The organism is Chloroflexota bacterium, assembly GCA_018648225.1.
Classification (GTDB): domain Bacteria; phylum Chloroflexota; class Anaerolineae; order Anaerolineales; family UBA11858; genus NIOZ-UU35.
In genome coordinates, this window is sequence record JABGRQ010000085.1 from 1 (window position 1) to 2,499 (window position 2,499).

Sequence of the window (2,499 nt, forward strand, 5' to 3'; positions counted from 1 at the left end):
CGCAATTTGGACAAAATGGCAAAGCAAGGCGCCGCTTTGCTGGCAAGATGTCTGCAAGGTAGTTGATCAGACTGCCAATAAGCCAGCCTGGTATGATCAGTAAGAGGGGGATGATGACGTTTTGTAGAAGACTGTTATTCACTGGATCACTCTGCTGTTGAGGCGGTCAGGTTATCGCCGGAATGCGCCAGTAATTCACTGCGGCGAGAACGCATGTTTTCCCGTACTTTTTGCGCGTCACCCGGGTAGGTAAAATAGAAAAGTGTGAATACAACCCCGCAAACTATCCAGGGCACAGGAATAGTCCATACTAATGCTTTCGTCAGCCCAATTGAATCTGCCAGAGTCCCGGCAATTAATCCTGCAAAAGCGGATAGCCCGCCTTCGATCAGGCTGACAACAGAGTAAGCGCTGGAGCGTAACTCCGGTGGGACAACTGCCTGCATCATTGGTTCTTTTGCGCCGCGACCCGGCCAGCCGATCATGAGGGCGGTGAAGAATGCAAACCCCAGTATTTGCCAGAAACTGAAATACTGACCTCGGGTCAATAATATGTACATCAAAGGCACGCCTGCAAACACGGAGAACTGACCAATGATTGTACGGCCGTAATTGGGATTACGCTTTTCGGCATAATCGCCAATAACGCCTCCAATAAAGTTGCTGATGGCGCTGCCGATAACGACAATCGCAAAAACCAGAGGGGCGCTGCCGCGTGGGTGATCGAATGTAATTTCATTTGAGAACCCTAATTCCCGCACCATCCAATTGATGAAGTAAAAACCCATCACGACCCAGGGCATTGTGCCGGAGATGCCCTGCAATATTGCTGCCCAAATTGTGGGGATTCTCAGGGTCGCGAAGACGTCTTTCCATTGGATCATGTACGCTTTTTCAGTTTCGTGAGTGATCAACCCTTTCAGTTCCGGTTCGGCTGCACCGCGCGGTGGTTCGTCAACCAACCACCATATCACAACCCCCGACAATATACTGGTGGCGCCGAGACCGACGAAACCCCACTGCCAGAGCTCAGGGGTGGCCACAAATCCCAGCGCAAGGACGCCGAGGACTGTGCCCATCATACCCACAAATCCGATCACACCCAATGCAAAACCGCGCTTCTCCTGTGGATAATGATCGCTCAGGAGCGAGAAAGTCGCGGGCATTAAAGCGCCAAGCCCAAGACCAGATATTGCTCGAATCACAAGAATGCTTCCAAAATTCGGCATTAGCCCGATAACAATTGTCCATATCCCCCATATCCCGGTTCCAAAAATGAGCACTTTGCGGCGCGAATAGCGGTCTGCCGCATATCCCCACAACGGGGCGCTGATCGTCATTGTGATGTTGCGCAGCGTGGTCATTAGCCCTAACATGGCGAAGCTCACGCCCCAAATATTTTGAATAACTGGAGAGAGGACGCTCATCGCCTGGGCTTCGCCCTGATCGACCAGGTAGCCAAGGCCTAATGCAAAAAGGGTGCGACCTGATTTGCGTTCTTTTTTATTTATCATGCTGCCTCATGGAATGATTTTCCGAGAGTTGGTGGGTGGATTATTTGAACCCAGATGGGGTGAAAATATGGACAGGACTGGGATCATTGGTGCTTGATTATTCTAGGGATTATACATGATTTAGGGGGAAATTGAACAAAAGCGCGGGCGATTTAAGCGAGTAATTGCAATCTGTGATGAATATCTGATATTTCATCATATAATGTCATAAGTCGCTGCCCAAATGCCGGCCGGGTGCAAAATGAGTTGCAGCGTTCGCGATTTATCACCTGACACCACGTTAGAAAATGAGTTCCCTAGGTCAAAAATGTTGGATAACCTGATCAAAATGTGGAAAACAGAGAATGCCATCCGGGAGAATATTGTCGGCTGGTTTGTAGAGGAAGCACATTCCTCAGAAACGCTTGAGTTTCCAGCTGGCCTGAATGCGGATTTAAAACAAACACTATTCGATACAGGGATCAGTTCCCTATATTCCCACCAAATGGAAGCATGGCAGTCGATTAAAGCCGGCGCCCATACTGTACTTGTCACGGGAACTGCTTCTGGAAAATCATTGGCGTACAATCTCCCCATTCTGGATAACCTGTTAGATGATGAACAGGCAACCGCGTTGTATTTATTTCCTACAAAAGCCCTAACCGGTGACCAATTTACCGGATTATCGGCAATCATTCCAAGCCAGGTTGGTGATAACGGCGTATCTGGTCCTCGTTTGCCATTGGCCGTCTATGATGGAGATACACCTTCGGGACATCGATCGCAGATACGAGGCAGCGCTCGATTGCTCCTAAGCAACCCGGATATGGTGCATTTGGGAATCCTACCTTACCATACCTCGTGGGAGCGTTTTTTTCGCGGTTTGCGATATGTCGTTATTGATGAAATGCATACCTATCGCGGTGTGTTTGGTTCGCATTTTGCCAATGTCATCAGGCGTTTGAAGCGCATCGCAAACCATTATGGAGCAAAACCCATTTTTGTG

The 2,499-nt window shown here is 49.1% G+C and carries 2 protein-coding genes; one reads left to right on the forward strand and one right to left on the reverse strand.

The window, feature by feature from the left end:
* Positions 1-146: 146 nt before the first annotated feature.
* On the reverse strand, positions 147-1,514 hold the full coding sequence (locus tag HN413_07580; protein ID MBT3390256.1) for an MFS transporter: 1,368 nt from the start codon (positions 1,512-1,514) through the stop codon (positions 147-149).
* A 307-nt stretch (positions 1,515-1,821) separates the two neighbouring features.
* Here HN413_07580 and HN413_07585 point away from each other — a divergent pair.
* Positions 1,822-2,499: DEAD/DEAH box helicase (locus HN413_07585; protein MBT3390257.1), on the forward strand; the 678-nt coding region annotated here is incomplete at its 3' end.